Source organism: Stenotrophomonas riyadhensis, assembly GCF_040256885.1.
Lineage (GTDB): Bacteria > Pseudomonadota > Gammaproteobacteria > Xanthomonadales > Xanthomonadaceae > Stenotrophomonas > Stenotrophomonas riyadhensis.
This window is the reverse complement of record NZ_CP155568.1, coordinates 3,515,158-3,532,983: the sequence shown is the minus strand read 5'-3', so window position 1 is coordinate 3,532,983 and position 17,826 is coordinate 3,515,158. Positions and strand designations below refer to the sequence as shown.

General features: G+C 68.1%; 14 protein-coding genes. 12 read left to right on the top strand and 2 right to left on the bottom strand.

Going from position 1 to position 17,826, the window contains the following annotated elements:
- Positions 1–4 precede the first annotated feature (4 nt).
- From SriyCCGPB3_RS16435 to SriyCCGPB3_RS16410, 6 genes are all read left to right on the top strand, one after another.
- A complete protein-coding gene (locus SriyCCGPB3_RS16435) occupies positions 5–367 on the top strand; it encodes a response regulator (RefSeq protein WP_005410717.1) in 363 nt (120 codons plus the stop codon).
- Positions 367–897, top strand: coding sequence for a chemotaxis protein CheW (locus tag SriyCCGPB3_RS16430; protein ID WP_005410716.1), 531 nt, complete (start codon positions 367–369; stop codon positions 895–897). The genes SriyCCGPB3_RS16435 and SriyCCGPB3_RS16430 overlap by 1 nt, the downstream gene beginning before the upstream one ends.
- A gap of 41 nt (positions 898–938) precedes the next feature.
- Positions 939–2,975, top strand: coding sequence for a methyl-accepting chemotaxis protein (locus SriyCCGPB3_RS16425; RefSeq protein ID WP_032130100.1), 2,037 nt, complete (start codon positions 939–941; stop codon positions 2,973–2,975).
- Between the two features lie 100 nt (positions 2,976–3,075).
- The gene (locus SriyCCGPB3_RS16420; RefSeq protein WP_350259506.1) at positions 3,076–9,717 is read left to right on the top strand and encodes an Hpt domain-containing protein; all 6,642 of its coding nucleotides are present in this window, start codon (positions 3,076–3,078) and stop codon (positions 9,715–9,717) included.
- Entirely contained in the window at positions 9,704–11,041 is a 1,338-nt protein-coding gene (locus tag SriyCCGPB3_RS16415; protein WP_324187308.1) for a chemotaxis protein CheB, read from the top strand. The genes SriyCCGPB3_RS16420 and SriyCCGPB3_RS16415 overlap by 14 nt, the downstream gene beginning before the upstream one ends.
- Positions 11,038–11,502, top strand: coding sequence for a chemotaxis protein CheW (locus tag SriyCCGPB3_RS16410; RefSeq protein WP_110713256.1), 465 nt, complete (start codon positions 11,038–11,040; stop codon positions 11,500–11,502). Before SriyCCGPB3_RS16415 ends, SriyCCGPB3_RS16410 begins: the two co-directional genes overlap by 4 nt.
- A gap of 102 nt (positions 11,503–11,604) precedes the next feature.
- On the opposite strand, the gene SriyCCGPB3_RS16405 is transcribed toward SriyCCGPB3_RS16410, so the two are convergent.
- A complete protein-coding gene (locus SriyCCGPB3_RS16405) occupies positions 11,605–12,342 on the bottom strand; it encodes a 16S rRNA (uracil(1498)-N(3))-methyltransferase (RefSeq protein ID WP_110713254.1) in 738 nt (245 codons plus the stop codon).
- Positions 12,333–13,724 (bottom strand): adenosylmethionine--8-amino-7-oxononanoate transaminase, encoded by a 1,392-nt coding sequence (bioA, locus tag SriyCCGPB3_RS16400; protein ID WP_228756387.1) that lies wholly within the window; start codon positions 13,722–13,724, stop codon positions 12,333–12,335. The genes SriyCCGPB3_RS16405 and bioA overlap by 10 nt, the downstream gene beginning before the upstream one ends.
- A 77-nt stretch (positions 13,725–13,801) precedes the next feature.
- Here bioA and nudE point away from each other — a divergent pair, with 77 nt between their 5' ends.
- The 6 genes from nudE to SriyCCGPB3_RS16370 all read left to right on the top strand — a co-directional run bounded on the left by nudE (position 13,802) and on the right by SriyCCGPB3_RS16370 (position 17,826).
- Positions 13,802–14,365, top strand: a complete 564-nt coding sequence (nudE, locus tag SriyCCGPB3_RS16395) for an ADP compounds hydrolase NudE (protein ID WP_110713251.1) — start codon at positions 13,802–13,804, stop codon at positions 14,363–14,365.
- Positions 14,362–15,165, top strand: a complete 804-nt coding sequence (gene cysQ, locus SriyCCGPB3_RS16390; RefSeq protein WP_032130106.1) for a 3'(2'),5'-bisphosphate nucleotidase CysQ — start codon at positions 14,362–14,364, stop codon at positions 15,163–15,165. Before nudE ends, cysQ begins: the two co-directional genes overlap by 4 nt.
- Positions 15,166–15,178: 13 nt before the next feature.
- Positions 15,179–16,018 (top strand): nucleoside triphosphate pyrophosphohydrolase, encoded by an 840-nt coding sequence (gene mazG, locus SriyCCGPB3_RS16385; protein WP_153855730.1) that lies wholly within the window; start codon positions 15,179–15,181, stop codon positions 16,016–16,018.
- Complete coding sequence (locus tag SriyCCGPB3_RS16380) at positions 16,015–16,344, top strand: YnfA family protein (RefSeq protein ID WP_110714367.1); 330 nt, start codon at positions 16,015–16,017, stop codon at positions 16,342–16,344. Before mazG ends, SriyCCGPB3_RS16380 begins: the two co-directional genes overlap by 4 nt.
- Before the next feature lie 147 nt (positions 16,345–16,491).
- On the top strand, positions 16,492–16,794 hold the full coding sequence (locus SriyCCGPB3_RS16375) for a DUF962 domain-containing protein (protein ID WP_110713247.1): 303 nt from the start codon (positions 16,492–16,494) through the stop codon (positions 16,792–16,794).
- Between the two features lie 72 nt (positions 16,795–16,866).
- The gene (locus SriyCCGPB3_RS16370; RefSeq protein ID WP_005410704.1) at positions 16,867–17,826 is read left to right on the top strand and encodes an SPFH domain-containing protein; all 960 of its coding nucleotides are present in this window, start codon (positions 16,867–16,869) and stop codon (positions 17,824–17,826) included.

The window sequence follows — 17,826 nt, the reverse complement described above, 5'->3', positions numbered from 1 at the left end:
CACAATGGCTCGTATCGTTCTGATCGAGGATTCACCGACCGACCGCGCGGTGTTCACCCAGTGGCTGCGCCGTGCCGGCCACGAGGTGCTGGAAGCGGACAACGCCGAGGATGGACTGCAGCTGGTCCGCGACCAGGTGCCGCAGCTGGTGCTGATGGACGTGGTCCTGCCCGGCATGAGCGGCTTCCAGGCCACCCGTGCGATGGCCCGTGATGCGGCGATCAAACACATTCCGGTGATCATCGTCAGCACCAAGGCGATGGAAACCGACAAGGCATGGGGACTGCGCCAGGGCGCGGCCGATTACATCGTCAAGCCGCCGCGCGAGGATGAACTGATCGCGCGGATCAACGAACTGGTGGCCTGATGCGCTCGCCCTTCGACATTCTCGAAGCCTACGAACGGCGCAGCCTGGCCCACGCGGTGCAGCTGCCCGAACGGCAGTTCGCCCAGGACCTCTGGCGTGGCGTGGGTTACCGCGTCGGCCAGCGCCGGCTGGTGTCCGATTTCCGCGAAGTGGTGGAAATCGTGCCGATGCCGCCGGTGACCCCGGTACCGTGCGCGCAGCCGTGGCTGCTGGGCGTGGGCAACCTGCGCGGCAACCTGTTCCCGGTGGTCGACCTGAAGTACTTCCTGGAAGGCACGCGTACCGTGCAGCAGGAAGGCCAGCGCGTGCTGATCATGCGCCAGGCCGGCGGCGACGTCGCGCTGACCATCGATGAACTGTTCGGCCAGCGCAGCTTCGAACTGGACCAGCAGATCGCGGCCGGCACGCTGGCCGAAGGGCGCTACGGCCACTTCGTCGATCGCGCCTTCCATGCCGACGGCCATGACTGGGGCGTGTTCTCGCTCTCGCTGCTGTCGCGTACCCCTGAATTCCGGCAAGCCGCGGCCTGAGGCCGGGCATCGCCCCCTGCATTGAAGATCGAGGTTGAACGATGAGTACTGCTTCGGACGCCACCAAGACCGGCAAGCTGCGGCTGGGCGGCAGCAACCTCTGGCTGTTCCTGCTGCTGGCATCGATGATCCTGTTCGGCGTCAACACCGGCGTCGCCACCTGGCAGGGCAGTCGCCTGGCCGATGCCGGTTCCAAGGCAGCCGACCTGCAGGTGCTGTCGCAGCAGCTGGCCAACCAGGGCCGTGACGCGGTGGGCGGCAACGCGCAGGCGTTCACCGCCTTCAAGGCGACCCGCAACGCGATCGAACAGAACGTGTCGACCCTGCAGGGGCGCTACGGCAAGGAGCCGGGCGTGTCGGGTGCGATCGCCACCCTGGCCGAAACCTGGGCGCCGCTGGGCAAGCAGGCCGGGCAGCTGGTCGCCAGTGAACCGGCGGTGCTGGCGCTGGCCGGCAATGCCAACAACTTCACCGGCGCGGTGCCGGGCCTGCAGGCACAGCTGAACGAGCTGGTGCGTGCGATGTCCGCCTCCGGCGCGCCGTCGTCGCAGGTGTACAGCGCCCTGCAGCAGGTGGTGGTGGCCGGCTCCATGGCCCGTCGCGTGACCGAAATGCGCGCCGGTGGCAGCGCTGCGGCGACGTCCGGCGATGCACTGGCACGCGACATCACCGTGTTCTCGCAGGTGCTCGACGGCCTGCGCAACGGCAACGAGGAACTGGGCATCACCGCCGTGCGCGGTGCTGCCGCCGTGGCCGCGCTGGAGCAGTCGCAGCAGAAGTGGGAAGCGATGAAGCAGGACGCCGACGCGATCCTGGCCAGCTCGCGCCAGCTGTTCGCCGCACAGTCGGCGGCCACTGCGCTGGGCCAGGGGTCGGCACACATGCTGGACGACAGCCGCAAGCTGTTCGAGGCGTTCTCCTCGTTCGGCTCGGTGTCCGATACCCGCCTGTTCCCGAACTTCTGGATCGGCGTGGTGTCCGGTGCGCTGTCGCTGATCGCGATCATCGGCTTCGTCTCCACCAACGTGCGCAGCCGCTCGCGCGAGCAGGAACTGCGCTACCAGACCCAGGTGGAGTTCAACAGCCGCAACCAGCAGGCGATCATGCGGCTGCTGGACGAAATCTCCTCGCTGGGTGAGGGCGACCTGACGGTGAAGGCCTCGGTGACCGAGGACATGACCGGCGCCATCGCCGACGCGATCAACTACGCCGTCGACGAGCTGCGCCACCTGGTGACCACCATCAACGACACCTCGGCCAAGGTCGCGCTGTCCACCCAGGAAACCCAGGCCACCGCCATGCAGCTGGCAGAAGCGGCGGGCCACCAGGCCAACCAGATCACCTCGGCTTCGGACCGCATCGGCGAAATCGCGGCGAGCATCGAACAGGTGTCGCGCAACTCGGCCGAGTCGGCCGACGTGGCACAACGCTCGGTGGTAATCGCCGCCGAAGGTGCCGGCGTGGTGCGCGAGACCATCCAGGGCATGGACCAGATCCGTGACCAGATCCAGGAAACCTCCAAGCGCATCAAGCGCCTGGGTGAGTCCTCGCAGGAAATCGGCTCGATCGTGGAGCTGATCAACGACATTTCCGAGCAGACCAACATCCTGGCGTTGAACGCAGCGGTGCAGGCGGCCTCGGCCGGTGAAGCGGGCCGCGGTTTCGCGGTCGTGGCCGACGAAGTGCAGCGCCTGGCAGAACGCACCTCGGGCGCGACCCGACGCATCGAGAACCTGGTGCAGGCGATCCAGGCCGATACCAACGAAGCGGTCACCTCGATGGAACAGACCACCGCCGAAGTGGTGTCCGGTGCACGCCTGGCCGAGGACGCCGGCACCGCGCTGACCGAAATCGAGCGCGTGTCCAACGCCCTGAACACCCTCATCAAGAACATCTCCATCGCCGCCCAGCAGCAGTCGGCTGCGGCCTCGGACATCACCCGCACCATGGGCGTGATCCGGCAGATCACCGGCCAGACCTCGCAGGGTGCCGGGCAGACCGCCGAATCGATCGGCCACCTCGCGCAGCTGGCGGCCGACCTGCGTCGTTCGGTCGCCGACTTCAAGCTGCCGGCGTGACGCGGGCAGGGCGGCGAGCAAGGAACCAGTCGATGAAGCATTTCCATTCCCCACGCCAGAACTCGCGCGGCCTCCGCGCGGCGGCGAACGGAGCGCGTCCATGAGCAGTCTGCGCGATGCGATGAGCCACGCAGCGCTGGGCTGGGTCAAGCCCGAGCTGGACGAGACCCTGCGCCAGGTGCGCAACGAGGTCGAGTACTACGCGGAAGACCCGACCGATGCCAGCCGCATGCGCATCTGCGCCGGCTTCCTGCACCAGGTGCAGGGCACCCTGCGCATGGTCGAGCTGTACGCCCCGGCGATGGTGGCCGAGGAGCTGGAGCAGCTGGCCAATGCCATCGGTGCCGGTGGCGTGGCCGATCGCGATGAAGCCTGCGCGACCCTGATGCGCGGCAGCGTGCTGCTGCCCGATTACCTGGAGCGCCTGCAGAACGGTCACCGCGACATTCCGATCGTGCTGATGCCGCTGCTCAACGAAATCCGTGCCGCGCGGGGCGAAGAAGGGGTGCATGACAGCGTGCTGCTGGCGTTCGCGCCGGACAGCGTCAGCGCCACCGAGGCCGAGCTGGACCATGCCCGTGGCAGCCTGAGCGGGCGCAACCGCGAGCTGCTGGATACCGTGGGCAGCGCGGTGAAGGAAGAACTGCTGCGCATCAAGGATGCGCTGGACCTGCACCTGCGTACTGGCGGTGCGCCCGAACAGCTGCAGACCCAGGCCAACGAACTTGGCGCCGTGGCCGATACGCTGGGCATGATGGGCCTGGGCGTGGCCCGTGGCGTGGTCGTGCAGCAGCGCGATGCGCTGCGTGGCGTGGTCGAAGGCCGCCAGCAGATCGACGAGAACCTGCTGCTGGATATCGCCGGCGCATTGCTCTACGTGGACGCGTCGCTGGACGACCAGGTCGCCCATCTGGGTGCCGGTGGCAGTGGCGAAGATGATCCGAGCGCGGTCGAGAACCGGCGCACGGTGGAGGTGCTGGCACATGAGGCCATCGCCAACTTCGCCGCCGCCCGCGAGCATTTCGTCGCCTTCATCGAAACCAGCTGGAACCATGCTGAGCTGCAGGACGTGCCGCGCCTGCTGGGCGATGTGTCCGGCGCGCTGCGCATGCTGGATCTGGGCATGGCTGCCGATTACCTGCGCGGTGTGCAGCAGTACATCGAAGCCGAGCTGATCGGTCGCCAGCGCGTGCCCAGTGGCCGCCAGCTGGACACCCTGGCCGACGCCATGGCCAGCCTGGAGTATTACCTCGAAGCCCTGCGCGACCGTCGGCCGGGGCGCGAGGACATCCTCGACATCACCCGCAGCAGCCTTGAAGCGCTGCGCTATTGGCCGTTGCCGGAGCGCAACGCGGCGGAACCTGTTGCAGCCGCGCCGATTGCGTTTGCGTCGCTGCTGATCGAGCGCGAGCCGGTCACGCTGCAGGCCGAGCCGCTGCAGCCGGAGCACATCGAGATTCCGGTGCAGCCGGCCGCGCCTGCCGCCGGCACGGTGCCGGTGCCGCTGCCGGACTTTACCTTCGACCCGCCACCGGCCGCGCCTGCACCGGACGTGGTGGACAACAGCCTGATGTTTGGCGCGCTGGGGACGGTTGCGTCCGCACCGCTGTCGCTGCATGACGACGCGGATGCACCGCTGGTGTTTGCGGCTTCGAGCGCGCCTGCGCCCGAGGTGCCGCAGTGGGATCTCGCGCCGTTCCATCCGGAAGCCGATCCGCTCGCGTCTGCCGACGAGCGCAGCCCGACCTTTGCCAGCTTCGATCCGGTCAGTTTCGAACAGGCCGACGCGGGGCAGGGCGCTGCAACACACTGGACGCTGTCGGAGGCAACGCCTCCGGCACCGGCGGATGAAGTCGCGCTGGACGCCGACGAAGGCGCAGTTGCGACGACAAGCATCGACGCCGATGCGTATGCCGCGCCGGTGTTTGATCCGGTGGCCGCCGAGCACGAGGCTGCTCCGGCGAGTGACGACGTGGTGTTCCGCTTCGACGCCGACGCGCTGGACAACGCTGACGATGTGCTGTCGCTGCATGCGATGGAGACGCTGTCGCTGGACGACGATGCCCCGCTGCACCCGTCGCTGGAGATCGCCGATGCCGGCGCGCCAACGATGGAGGACGAAAATCCTGTTGCCGTCGAAATGGGCACCGCTCCTGCGGATGCACCGATTGACACGCCGGCACCCGGTGCCGACGCGCCGACGCCTGTGGCGGATGCACCTGCGGTGTCGGTGATCGACATCGACACCATCGCGCCGATCGATTTCAGCGAAGCCGACGCGCAGTTCTTCGCCGAGCTGAGCGCGGCTGCTGCGGACTTCAATCCGCAGGCAACGGCGGCACCGACCGTCGTCGAAGCGCCAGTCGCGGTGGATGCCGAGGAGGGCTTTGAAGCGGGCTTCGATGATGACGCCGAGAACATCGACGAGGACATCCGTGAGGTGTTCCTGGAAGAGTTCGATGACGAACTGGCCAACCTCGGTACCTTGCTGCCGGCATGGCGCATGCAGCCGGACAACATGGACCGGCTGCGGCCGATCCGCCGCATCTTCCACACCCTCAAGGGCAGTGGCCGCCTGGTCGGTGCCCGCACCCTGGGTGAGTTCGCGTGGAAGATCGAGGGCATGCTCAATCGCGTGCTGGACGGTAGCCGTCCGGCCTCGCCGGCCGTGCTGGCCATGGTCGACAACGCGCACGCGGCGTTGCCGCAGCTGAACGCAGCGCTTCGCCACGGCCAGCGCATCAGCGTGGACCTGCAGGCGATGCAGGCCATCGCCGACCGTGTCGGCGCTGGTGAGGAAACCTACTACGTACCGTTGCCGGTTGCGGTCGCACCTGCGACACCGGTGGTGGAGGCCGGGAGCGAAGGCGAGGACGACATCAGCCGCATCCTCGAGGCCGAAGCCATCGCGTCGGTGCAGGCCGAAGCCGAGCCGGTGCCCGAGGCCGTGGGCACGCCAGCCAATATCGACAGCGTGCTGCGCGAGATCCTCGAAGCCGAAGTGGAAGTCCACCAGGCCACCCTGCAGGACTGGCTGCGTTCGGCGCAGCAGGCACCGCAGCCGGTCAGCGACGCGCTGCTGCGCGCGGTGCACACCATGAACGGCGCCTTCGCGATGACCGAAGTGCCGGAAATCACTGCCGTCACTGGCGGTGCCGAGTCCTACATCAAGCGTGCACTGGCTGCAGACGTGGTGCCTGGTGACGAAGGCGTTGCCGCACTGGGGGCGACCGCGCAGGCGATCACCGCGACCATGGAAGCGCTGCAGGCCGAGCAGCCGCGCATTGTTCCGCAGGAAGCGCTGGTGCAGCGCCTGCAGGCGCTGGCCGGCGAACTGCCGGAAGCGCGCTGGCCGATGGTCGGGCTGGAGGACGAGGACGAGGACGACGAGCTGCCGCTGGAGACCGATCCGGAGTTCGATGCCGCTGTCGACACGCCGGATGCCTCCGCGTTCGAGCCGACCGGGTCTGGGATCGAGCCTGCCGAGCCGGTGCTGGAACCGATTGCAGCTGGCGCGCAGGTGCCGGAAACCACGGACGTGATCGACACCGGTCTCGACGTCGGTGAACTGACCGGCAGCGATGATCTTTCGCGCTACTTCGATGCCGGATGGCCGTCGGTGCCGGGCGAGGGCGAAGCCGTCACCGTGGATGCCGGATCGCTTGAATCGATCCAGCCGGTTGAAAGTGAGCCGGTTGTTGCGCCGGCCGAAGTGGAGGCTGCACCGACGCCGGCCGCCGAAGCCGAACTGACTGCCGCGGACGACCTGTCGCCGTACCTCGACGCCAGCGCATTGCCGGTGGACGACCGCGACACGGATGAGCTGGCTGCGCCTGCGGAAACTGACGCGATCGACCTGAATACGCAGCAGCCCGCAGGCCCGGGCGATGTCGACGGCAACGACTTCGACGACACTGCTGCACTGCCACTCGACAGCGAGCTGTCGAGCCTGCAGGATGAAATGGCTGCGCCGGGTTTTGCAGAACCGGTCACGCTGGCAGCCGCGCTCGAGGCCGGCCTGCACGTGATCGACGAAGAGCAGACCCTGGACGACGACGGGCAATGGCCCGTGCTCGGCCTCCAGGCCAGCGAACTCGCGCCGGGCGAGGCGGAAGCCTTTGCCGAGGATGCGGACGTCGGCGGGGAGGCGGCGATCGGTGAAGGAGAGAGCGCCGATCAGCCGTCCCCGGCGACGGTGAATGAGGAGGTCGCAGCGGACGCACTGCAGGCCTCCGGCGGGCCGGTACGCTTCTTCGAACTCGAAGACGCACCGGGGCAGGGCACGGTCCATGTCGATGCCGAGCCTGTCGAGTCCGAAGCCGCCGCCAACCTGCCGGCCCACGATGGAGCCGCCGCTCTGGAAGACAGCGCCGATGGCGTTGATGCGCTCGATTTCAGCGTGTACGACCGCGAACTGGTCGATATCTTCGTCGAGGAAGGCAAGGACCTGCTGGATCATTGCGATGGCCTGATCAGCGAACTGCGCGATGCGCCGCAGGACCGCGAGGTACTGGCCGGCCTGCAGCGTGATCTGCACACCCTGAAGGGTGGCGCACGCATGGCTGGCATCAACGCCATCGGCGACCTTGGCCACAGCATCGAATCGCTGCTGGAGGCCGTGGCCGCGGGCCGTACCGAGATCGAGCGCCGCGACGTGCAGTTGCTGGAGCGTGGGTTCGATCGCCTGCACCAGCTGCTCACCCGCACCGGCGCGCACCGCGTGGTGGAGCCGGCGCAGGATCTGGTCGAAGCCTTTGAAGTCCGCACCACCACCGATATCGCAGCGGCCGTGGCGGCCGCGCACGGGGCCAGTGTGGTCGAGGCGGCTCCGGCGCAGACCATCAGCCCATCGACTGCCCTGGTCGATATCCCGCTGTCGGCACCGCTGCCGGCCGAGGGCGTGGTCGATGAAGATCCGCTGGCGCGTCCGCAGCAGGAGCAGGTGCGCGTGCGCGCCGATCTGCTCGACCGCCTGGTCAACCATGCCGGTGAAGTGGCGATCTACCGCTCGCGCCTGGAACAGCAGCTGGGTGCCTTCCGTGGCGCCATGGGCGAACTGGAACGCACCAATGCGCGACTGCGCGACCAGCTGCGCCGCCTCGACCTGGAAACCGAGGCGCAGATCGTCGCCCGCTACCAGCGCGAACAGGACCAGGCCGACCAGAAGTTCGATCCGCTGGAACTGGACCGCTTCTCCACCCTGCAGCAGCTCAGCCGTGCGCTGAACGAGTCGGCGGCCGACCTGGGGGGCCTGCAGGGCGTGCTGGACGATCTGTCGCGCCAGTACGATTCGCTGCTGCAGCAGCAGTCACGCGTCAGCTCCGAGCTGCAGGATGGCCTGATGCGTGCGCGCATGGTGCCGTTCGATGGTCTGGTGCCGCGCCTGCGCCGCGTGGTCCGCCAGTCCGGCATGGATACCGGCAAGCAGGTCCACCTGACCCTGGAAGGCACCCACGGCGAACTGGACCGCAACGTCCTCGACCGCATGGTCGCGCCGCTGGAACACATGCTGCGCAACTCCGTGGCCCATGGCCTGGAAGCGCCGGAACAGCGTCGCGCCGCCGGCAAGCCGGAGGAAGGCGAGATCGCCATCCGCCTGCACCGCGAAGGCTCGGAAATCGTGCTGGAAGTGGCCGATGACGGCGCTGGCCTGGATCGCGAAGCGATCCGCCGCCGTGCCATCGACCGGGGCCTGCTGGCGGCCGACGCACAACCGAACGAGCAGGAGCTGGACAACCTGATCTTCGCTTCCGGCTTCACGACCGCCGACCAGGTCAGCCAGCTGGCCGGCCGTGGCGTGGGCATGGACGTGGTGCGCAACGAAGTGCGCCAGCTCGGTGGCTCGGTCGACATCCAGTCGGTGCGGGGCCAGGGCGTGCGCTTCACCCTGCGCCTGCCGCAGACGCTGGCGGTCACCCAGGCGGTGTTCGTACAGATCGGCGAGACCACCTTTGCAGTGCCGGTCGCCTCGGTCAGTGGTATCGGCCGTCTGTCGCGCGAGCGTTTCGAAGCCGCCGACAGCAGCTACCGCTACAGCGGCGAGGACTATCCGCTGTACGACCTCGGCAGCCTGGTAGGCCAGGCCCCGGCGCGTGCCGATGGCCAGGACCAGGTGCCGCTGCTGCTGGTCCGCGCCGGTGATCTGCGTGCCGCCGTGGCGATCGACCAGGTGCTGGGCAACCGCGAAATCGTGGTCAAGCCGGTCGGCCTGCAGATCGCATCGGTGCCGGGCATCTACGGCGCCACCATCACCGGCGATGGTCGCGTGGTGGTGATCCTGGACGTGGCGCCGCTGGTGCGCCGCTTCCTCGCCAACCCGACCTTGCCCGTGCTGGCCAATGCGCCGCGCCAGGAGCGCCAGGTGCCGCTGGTGATGGTGGTCGACGACTCGCTGACCATGCGCAAGGTCACCGGCCGCATCCTCGAACGCCACAACTTCGAGGTCAGCGTCGCCCGCGATGGCGTGGAAGCGCTGGAACGCCTGGAAGAGCGCGTGCCCGACCTGATGCTGCTGGATATCGAGATGCCGCGCATGGATGGCTACGAGCTCGCCACCGCGATGCGTGCCGACCCGCGCTACAAGGATGTGCCGATCGTGATGATCACTTCGCGCAGCGGCGACAAACACCGCCAGCGCGCCTTCGAGATCGGCGTCCAGCGTTACCTGGGCAAGCCGTACCAGGAACTGGACCTGATGCGTAACGTGTACGACCTGCTGGGGATCGCCCGTGTCCGTGAGTGAAACCCAAGCGGCTCCGGCCGTGGCCCTGCTGGCCCGCCCCGGTGCGGCGCGTGAGCGCCTGCGCGAGGCGCTGTCGCATGCGGATGTGCAGCTGGTGCTGGAAGACGACCCGAACAGCCTGGAGCCGCAGCTGCTGCAGGACGCCCGTCCGCAGATCGTGGTGATCGCCCTCGAGGCGGCCATCGAGGATGCACTTGAGCGCCTGGAAAGCGTGCTGTCCGCCCCGGGCCTGACCCTGGTCTTCGACGAGGCCGAGCTGGCCGCGCGCCGCGATGGCTGGGAAGCCCAGCGCTGGGGCCGCCACTTGGCCGCCAAGCTGCACGGCCACCAGCAGGTACTGCCGCCAGGGGCCGAGGACGAGCCCAGCCTGCAGCTGGAACCGGGCCACCCGGCACCGGCACCGGCACCGCAGGAAGAGGCGCTGCAACCGCATCTGGACCAGGCGCTGAGCTGGGCCGACGAGGTGCCGGCCGACAGCCTGTATTCCCCCCCTGCACAACTGCACGAGCCGATCGCACTGGAGCAGGCACTGGCCGCGCTGCAGCCGATCGTGTCGGAGCCGCTGGAGGCAGCAGTACCGCCGTCGCTGGCTGAGCCCGTTGCTGCAGCACCGGCCGTGCCGCCGATCTCCTTCGACCACACCGCGTGGTCGCTGGTCGAGGACGCGGTGGACGCGCCGGCCACCGTCAGCAACATTGCCGACGACGCGCCGTTGCCTTCTTTCGATACCGACCACCTCAGCCTGGTCGATCTGGACGCTGCTGCGCCTGTGGGTGCACGTGCCGGATCGTTGCTGGTGCTGGCCGGCATCGGTGGCCCGGATGCGCTGCGTCGCCTGCTCGGCGCGTTGCCGTCTTCGCTGAGCGTGCCGGTCCTGGTGCACATGCGCCTGGATGGCGGTCGTTACGGCAATCTCGTCAAGCAGATGGCACGCGTATCGCCGCTGCCGGTGCAACTGGCCGAAGCCGGCCAGCGCGCCACACCCGGTGAAGTGCACGTGCTGGCCGATGATATCGGCGTACGTGCGGCCAGCGATGGCCTGCATTTCATCAGCGACGCGCAGGGGATCGCGATTGCCGCGCTGCCGGCTGACCACACCGCGCTGGTACTGCTCAGTGGTGCCGATCTGGCCCACGTCGGACCGGCGTTGGACCTGGCGGCCGCCGGTGCCTGGGTGGCCGGGCAGGTGGGTGAGGGCTGCTATGACCCGGCTGCGGCCACGGCCGTGGTTGCGGCCGGCAGGGTCGCCGGAGAACCGCAGGAACTGGCGCAGGCCATTGCCGCGCGCTGGGGCGTGGAAGACGACAACGGAGAGGCACCATGAGCTACGCCAGCAATGATGAGATCCGCGGCGTCCTGATCCAGGCCGGCAATGAGCGCGTGCTGCTGCCCAATGCCACGGTGGCCGAAATGATGTCGCGCGTGCCGGTGCAGCCAGTCTCCGATGCCCCGCGCTGGTTGGTCGGCGAGATCGGCTGGCATGGCTGGCAGGTGCCGTTGGTGTCGTTCGCACGGCTGTCCGGTCTGGGCGAAGAAGCCGTGAGCGGCCACAACAAGGTAGTGGTGCTGAAGGCCCTGAGCGGCAACGCGCAGCGCCCCTACTATGCGCTGCTGACGCAGAATTTCCCGCAGTTGATCTCGGTGCCGCGCGACGGCCTGCTGGCCGACGCCTCCGAGGAAACCCTGCCGCAGATCGTGCACATGCGCGTGCTGCTGGGCGAAAAGAGTGCGCTGCTGCCGAACCTGGATGCGCTGGAAGCCGCGCTGGAATCGCTGGCGGCCTGATCGGACATCCGCCGGTCGGATTCCCGGTAGTGCCGGCCGCTGGCCGGCAGCCTCATGATCCCGTGGATGCCGGCCTGCGGCCGGCACTACCACGAATCAGCCTCAGCCCAGATCGCCCAACCGCGCCTGCAGTGCTGCAATCGCGGCCAGGCCGGCGGTTTCGGTGCGCAGAATGCGCGGGCCCAGCTGCAGGCCCTGGAACCCCGCCGCCGCCAGTTGATCCCGGTCGCGCGGCGACCAGCCGCCTTCCGGACCGATCGCGATCACGATGCCCCCGACGGGGGCGGCGTCCAGCGTCGACAGCCGGTGCGCGCCTTGCGGGTCCAGGGTCAACCGAAGCGTATCCACTGGCAGCGCCGCTGCCGCCTGCGCAAGCGACAGCGGCGGGCCCACCTGCGGAATGCGCGCGCGCCCGGACTGGCCACAGGCTGAGGTCACCACGTTGTTCCAGTGCGCCACGCGCTTCTCCGCCCGTGCTGCATCGAGCTTCACCTCGGTACGCTCGGCGTTGACCGGAATGATCGCCGCCACGCCCAGTTCGGTGGCCTTCTGCAGGATCAGGTCCATCTTCTCGCCGCGGGCGATGCCCTGCAGCAGAGTGATCGCCAGCGGCGATTCAGTGTCGATGGCCTGCACGGCGTCGATGCGGACCTGTACCTCGCGCTTGCCGGCCACAGTCAGGGTGGCGCTGTAGTCGTGGCCGTCACCGTTGAACAGTACGCAGGTATCGCCCTCGCGCAGGCGCATCACCCGCACCAGGTGGTTGGCCGTCTCTTCCGGCAGGGTCACGGTCTGGCCGCTGTGCAGCGCCAGGTCGATGGGACAGCGGGTCACGCGCATGCAATCGCCTCGTCAATCGCTGCCAGCGTGGTATGTGCCAGCAGCTCCAGTTGTTCGTCATCCACGCAGTAGGGTGGCATCCAGTACAGCACGTCGCCCAGTGGTCGCAGCACCACACCGCGCTTCAGCGCGGCCTTGTAGGCGTGCAGGCCGAGCCGCAGCGCCGGGTCGAACGGGGTGCGCTTGTTGCCGTCGCGCGACAGCTCGAACGCCACCACCATGCCCGCCTGGCGCACGTCGGCCACGTGCGGATGGTCGCTGAACGGTGCAGTCAGCGTGCCCATCACCGAGGCGATGCCGCGGTTGCGGGCGATCACATCGTCGTCGCGGAAGATGTCCAGCGTCGCCAGCGCGGCCGCGCAGGCCAGCGGGTTGCCGGTGTAGCTGTGCGAGTGCAGGAACGCGCGCTCGCGCGAGTCGTCGAGGAAGGCGTCGTACAGTGCCTGCGTCGCCAGCACGGCGGCCAGTGGCAGGAAGCCGCCGGTCAGGCCCTTGGACAGGCACATCAGGTCCGGCATCACCCCGGCCTGCTCGCAGGCGAACAGGGTGCCGGTGCGGCCGAAGCCGGTGGCGATCTCGTCGGCGATCATGAACGCGCCGTGGGCATCGCACAGTTCGCGCACGCGCTGCAGGTACACCGGGTCATGCATGCGCATGCCGCCCGCGCACTGCAGGCGAGGTTCCAGGATCACAGCGCAGATCTCGCCCGGATGCTGGTCGAACAGCGTGGCCAGTCCATCCGCCGCCTGCCGCGCGCGATCGGCTGCGCTTTGGCCGGGCTCGGCCAGGTAAGCGTCGGGCGAGGGCGCGAACAGTCCTTCGGCCAGCAGCGGCGCGTAGACGCGGCGATACAGCGGGATGTCACCCAGCGCCAGCGCGCCCAGGGTTTCGCCGTGGTAGCCATTTTCGAGTGCGATGAAGCGCGTGCGCCGCGGCTCGCCACGGTTCTGGAAATACTGGAAGGCCATCTTCAGCGCCACTTCCACGCCGGCGGAACCGTTGTCGGCGTAGAACACCTTGGCCAGCGGTTCGCGGCCAGGCTGGCGCGGGGCCAGCGCCAGCAGGCGTTCGGCCAGGGTGATGGCCGGCTCATGGCCGAATCCGGCCAGCATCACCTGTTCCAGCTGCGTGGCCTGGGCGGCGATGGCGCCACCGATGCGCGGTTCGGCATGGCCGAACAGGTTGGTCCACCAGCTGCTGACCGCATCCAGATAGCGGTTGCCGTCGTGGTCGATCAGCCAGGCACCTTCGCCGCGGGCGATCGGTACCAGCGGCAGGGTGTCCGGGTGTTCACGCATCTGCGTGCACGGGTGCCACAGCACCTGCAGGTCGCGCTGCCGCCAGTGCTGGGCCAGCGGGGAAGGGGTTGGGTCTGCTAGCATTTCGGGCTCATGAACATGTTGCTGCCTGCACATTCTATCGGCCCCGGCGCAGGCGCCGGCCGCCGCGGAGATTCCGCATGAACGATGACCGTGCCGGCCGTCGCTTGCCGATCATCCATCGGATCACCGATGAGGAGAACGGCCCCTTCCAGCGCCAGCACCTGGACCTGGAGTTCTCCAACGGCGAACGCCGCCGCTTCGAGCGCCTGGTCAGCCGGGGTCATGGCGCGGTGGTGGTGGTGCCGATGCTCGATGACGAGACCGTACTGCTGGTACGTGAATACGCGGCCGGCATGCACCGCTACGAGCTGGGCCTGGTCAAGGGCCGGATCGATGCCGGCGAGACGCCGGAGCAGGCGGCCGACCGCGAACTGAAGGAAGAGGCCGGTTACGGCGCGCGCCGGGTGGACGTGCTGCGCGCGATGACCCTGGCCCCGACCTACATGAGCCACCAGTCGTGGTTGGTGGTGGCGCGCGACCTGTACCCGGAAAAGCTGGCCGGCGACGAGCCGGAAGAACTGGAAGTCGTACCGTGGAGGCTGGCCGAGCTGGACCAGCTGATGCTGCGCGAAGACTTCTCCGAGGGACGCTCGCTGGCAGCGCTGTTCATCGCCCGCCAGTGGCTGCAGGGAACGCGATGATCAAACTGACCACGGACCTGCGCGAGACCGCCATCGCCATTGCCCAGGAAGCCGGACAGGCCATCATGCAGGTCTATGCCGATGGCTTCGATGTGCAGATCAAGGATGACAACAGCCCGGTCACCGCCGCCGACCTGGCCGCCAACCAGGTGATCGAGCAGGGCCTGCAGCAGTTGACCCCGGATCTGCCGATCCTGTCCGAGGAATCGGCGCAGGTCCCCTGGGAACAGCGCCGCCACTGGGGCGCCTACTGGCTGGTCGATCCGCTCGATGGCACCCGTGAGTTCGTCAAGCGCAACGGCGAGTTCAGCGTCAATATCGCGCTGATCTACCAGGGCGCGCCGGCCTTCGGCGTGGTGCTGGCCCCGGTGACCGGCATCGTCTGGCATGCCATGCGCGGCGAGCTGGCGTATCGGCGCCAGGGCCTGCACGACACTGTGCTGCGTACCCGCACACCGGCCACCGCACCGTTGCGGGTTGCCGCCAGCCGCTCGCACCGGTCGCCGGAAACCGAAGCGCTGCTGGCGCGCATGGGCCGCATCGAGACCATCGCGCAGGGCTCGTCGCTGAAATTCTGCCGGATCGCCGAAGGTGGCCTGGATGTCTATCCGCGGCTGGGCCCGACCTCTGAATGGGATACCGCCGCCGGCCAGTGCGTACTGCACGCCGCCGGCGGTGCGGTACTGTCGGCAGCGACCGGCAAGCCGTTCCGCTACAACCGCCGCGAGACCCTGTTGAACGGCGATTTCATTGCCCTTGGTGATACCAGCCTGCCGTGGCGCGACTGGTTGTCCGATTGACCCTGGAGGCCGCATGAGCGCGCATGACACCCCTACCAGCGGCAGCGCCGCCGCCCATGAACTGGAACGCCTGCTGGCGATCATGGCGCGCCTGCGCGATCCGCAGGGTGGCTGCCCCTGGGACCTGGAGCAGACCTTCGCGACCATCGCGCCGTACACCATCGAGGAAGCCTACGAGGTGGCCGATGCGATCGACCGCGGCGACCTGGATGATCTCTGCGACGAACTGGGCGACCTGCTGCTGCAGGTGGTGTTCCATGCGCGCATGGCCGAGGAGCAGGGCGCCTTTGCCTTCGCCGAAGTCGCACGCGCGATCAGCGACAAGATGCAGCGCCGCCATCCGCACGTGTTCGCCGACGTCAGCGTTGACGATGCCGACGGCGTGACGCGTAACTGGGAGGCGATCAAGCGCGCCGAGCGCGCGGCCAAGGGCGAGCAGGATACCTCCGCGCTGGCCGGCATCTCGCGCGGGCTGCCGGAATGGCAGCGGGCGGTGAAGCTGCAGTCGCGCGCGGCCAAGGTCGGCTTCGACTGGCCGGGCCCGTTGCCGGTGCTGGACAAGGCCGCCGAGGAACTGCAGGAGCTGCGCGAGGAGTTCGAGCGCGGCGACATCGCCGGCAACAAGGCGCGCCTGCAGGAAGAGCTGGGCGACCTGCTGTTCGTCTGCGCCAACCTGGCCCGCCACGCCGATATCGATCTGGGCGCGGCGCTGCGCGGGGCCAACCACAAGTTCGAACGCCGCTTCCGTGCGATGGAAGCGCAGGCCGACGCCCAGGGTGGGGCGCTGGCGTCGATGGACCTGGATGCGCAGGAAGCGCTGTGGCAGCACGCCAAGGCGGCGGAGAAGGCGTGAAGACGCTTGCGCTGTTCCTGCTGACCGCGCTGGCCGAAATCGTCGGCTGCTACCTGCCGTGGTTGTGGCTGCGCAAGGGTGGCAGCATCTGGCTGCTGCTGCCGGCGGCGGCCAGCCTGGCCCTGTTCGCGTGGCTGCTGACCCTGCATCCGACCGCCAGTGGCCGCGTCTATGCCGCCTACGGTGGCGTTTATATCGGTACCGCGCTGTTCTGGCTGTGGCTGGTCGACGGCATCCGCCCCAGCCGCTGGGACCTGCTCGGTGCAGCCCTGTGCCTGGCCGGCATGGCGGTGATCATGTTCGGGCCGCGCACGCCCTCGGTGTAGCGTCGAGCCATGCTCGACTGCTTCTGCCAGTATCCGTCGAGCCTAGGCAGCCGAGCATGGCTCGGCTCTCCAAGGGCAAGGATGCTCGCGCAGCGCTGCCGCCTCCGAAGGTGCATGATGTAGGCAGTGATGGCCCGGAGCACACACATGTCCCGCTTCGCCAGCTTCCGTGAGTTCTACCCGTTCTATCTGGACGAGCACCGCCACCCGGTCTCGCGGCGCCTGCATTTCATCGGCAGCTGCGGCGTGCTGTTGCTGGTCGCCGTTGCCGCGCTGCGCGGCCAGCCGATGTTTCTGCTCGGTGCTCTGTTCTGTGGTTACGGATTCGCCTGGGTCGGCCATTTTTTCTTCGAGAAGAACCGCCCGGCCACCTTCCAGCACCCGCTGTATTCATTCATGGGCGACTGGGTGATGTTCGCCGACATCCTGCGTGGGCGGGTGCCCTGGTAGCCTCGCTGTGCCCGCCGTCCTCACGCGCTATGCTGGGGCCTGGGCGACATAGATATAGATAAGGAAAGCGCGATGTTCCCGACCATGTTCTTTACCGTGGTACTGGCCTTCGTGGCCGTGGTGATCCTGTTCAAGGCGGTGCGGATGGTGCCGCAGGGGTATGAATGGACCGTTGAGCGCTTCGGCCGCTACACCCACACCATGACGCCGGGCCTGCACTTCCTGATCCCGATCGTCTACGGGGTCGGGCGCAAGGTGAACATGATGGAACAGGTGCTGGACGTGCCCAGCCAGGAAGTGATCACCAAGGACAACGCGGCCGTGCGCGTGGATGGCGTGGTGTTCTTCCAGGTCCTGGATGCGGCCAAGGCCGCCTACGAGGTGGCCAACCTGGAAGTGGCGATGATCGCCCTGGTGCAGACCAACATCCGTACCGTGATCGGTTCGATGGACCTGGATGAATCGCTCAGCCAGCGCGAGGTGATCAATGCCCAGCTGCTGAGCGTGGTCGACCATGCCACCAATCCCTGGGGTGTGAAGGTCAATCGTATCGAGATCCGCGACATCCAGCCGCCACGCGATCTGCTGGATGCGATGGCGCGGCAGATGAAGGCCGAGCGCGAGAAGCGTGCGCAGATCCTCGAAGCGGAAGGTTCACGGCAGTCGGAGATCCTGCGCGCCGATGGCGAGAAGCAGGCCACCGTGCTGGAGGCTGAAGGCCGCCGCGAAGCCGCGTTCCGCGATGCCGAGGCGCGCGAACGCCTGGCCGAGGCCGAAGCGATGGCGACCAAGGTGGTGTCGGCAGCGATCGCCGAGGGTGACGTGCAGGCGATCAACTACTTTGTCGCGCAGAAGTACGTGGAAGCGTTCAAGGAACTGGCCAGTTCGCCGAACCAGAAGCTGGTGCTGATGCCGATGGAGGCCAGTGGCGTGATCGGTTCGATCGCAGGCGTGGCCGAACTGGCAAAACAGGCGCTGGCCAGCCAGGACAACAAGGCCGCCGGCAAGCGGCCGCCGCCGCTCGGAGGCTGA

What these genes read in the sequence shown, in the direction of transcription:
- SriyCCGPB3_RS16435 (WP_005410717.1), top strand. Translation starts at nt 5, where the DNA reads ATGGCTCGTATCGTTCTGATCGAGGATTCACCGACCGACCGCGCGGTG.
- cysQ (WP_032130106.1), top strand. Translation starts at nt 14,362, where the DNA reads ATGATCAAACTGACCACGGACCTGCGCGAGACCGCCATCGCCATTGCC.
- SriyCCGPB3_RS16410 (WP_110713256.1), top strand. Translation starts at nt 11,038, where the DNA reads ATGAGCTACGCCAGCAATGATGAGATCCGCGGCGTCCTGATCCAGGCC.
- SriyCCGPB3_RS16405 (WP_110713254.1), bottom strand. Translation starts at nt 12,342, where the DNA reads ATGCGCGTGACCCGCTGTCCCATCGACCTGGCGCTGCACAGCGGCCAG.
- mazG (WP_153855730.1), top strand. Translation starts at nt 15,179, where the DNA reads ATGAGCGCGCATGACACCCCTACCAGCGGCAGCGCCGCCGCCCATGAA.
- bioA (WP_228756387.1), bottom strand. Translation starts at nt 13,724, where the DNA reads ATGCTAGCAGACCCAACCCCTTCCCCGCTGGCCCAGCACTGGCGGCAG.
- SriyCCGPB3_RS16420 (WP_350259506.1), top strand. Translation starts at nt 3,076, where the DNA reads ATGAGCAGTCTGCGCGATGCGATGAGCCACGCAGCGCTGGGCTGGGTC.
- SriyCCGPB3_RS16425 (WP_032130100.1), top strand. Translation starts at nt 939, where the DNA reads ATGAGTACTGCTTCGGACGCCACCAAGACCGGCAAGCTGCGGCTGGGC.
- nudE (WP_110713251.1), top strand. Translation starts at nt 13,802, where the DNA reads ATGAACGATGACCGTGCCGGCCGTCGCTTGCCGATCATCCATCGGATC.
- SriyCCGPB3_RS16375 (WP_110713247.1), top strand. Translation starts at nt 16,492, where the DNA reads ATGTCCCGCTTCGCCAGCTTCCGTGAGTTCTACCCGTTCTATCTGGAC.
- SriyCCGPB3_RS16430 (WP_005410716.1), top strand. Translation starts at nt 367, where the DNA reads ATGCGCTCGCCCTTCGACATTCTCGAAGCCTACGAACGGCGCAGCCTG.
- SriyCCGPB3_RS16370 (WP_005410704.1), top strand. Translation starts at nt 16,867, where the DNA reads ATGTTCCCGACCATGTTCTTTACCGTGGTACTGGCCTTCGTGGCCGTG.